The following is a 272-nucleotide window of genomic DNA, read 5'->3' on the forward strand; positions in this document are numbered from 1 at the left end:
ACTAGTATGGCCCGGGGGATCCGGCGCGCCTAGGCCTTGACGGCCTTCACTCAATTCGCCCTATAGTGAGTCGTATTACGTCGCGCTCACTGGCCGTCGTTTTACAACGTCGTGACTGGGAAAACCCTGGCGTTACCCAACTTAATCGCCTTGCAGCACATCCCCCTTTCGCCAGCTGGCGTAATAGCGAAGAGGCCCGCACCGAAACGCCCTTCCCAACAGTTGCGCAGCCTGAATGGCGAATGGGAGCGCCCTGTAGCGGCCACTCAACC

1 pseudogene is annotated in these 272 nt (G+C 59.6%); it reads left to right on the forward strand.

Annotation, left to right across the window (positions count from 1 at the left end):
* Positions 1–74: 74 nt before the first annotated feature.
* Positions 75–272: pseudogene (locus ON19_RS40825) on the forward strand (hypothetical protein); the annotation flags it as partial.

The sequence above is a fragment of the Nocardia abscessus NBRC 100374 genome (assembly GCF_000308455.1).
GTDB lineage: Bacteria > Actinomycetota > Actinomycetes > Mycobacteriales > Mycobacteriaceae > Nocardia > Nocardia abscessus.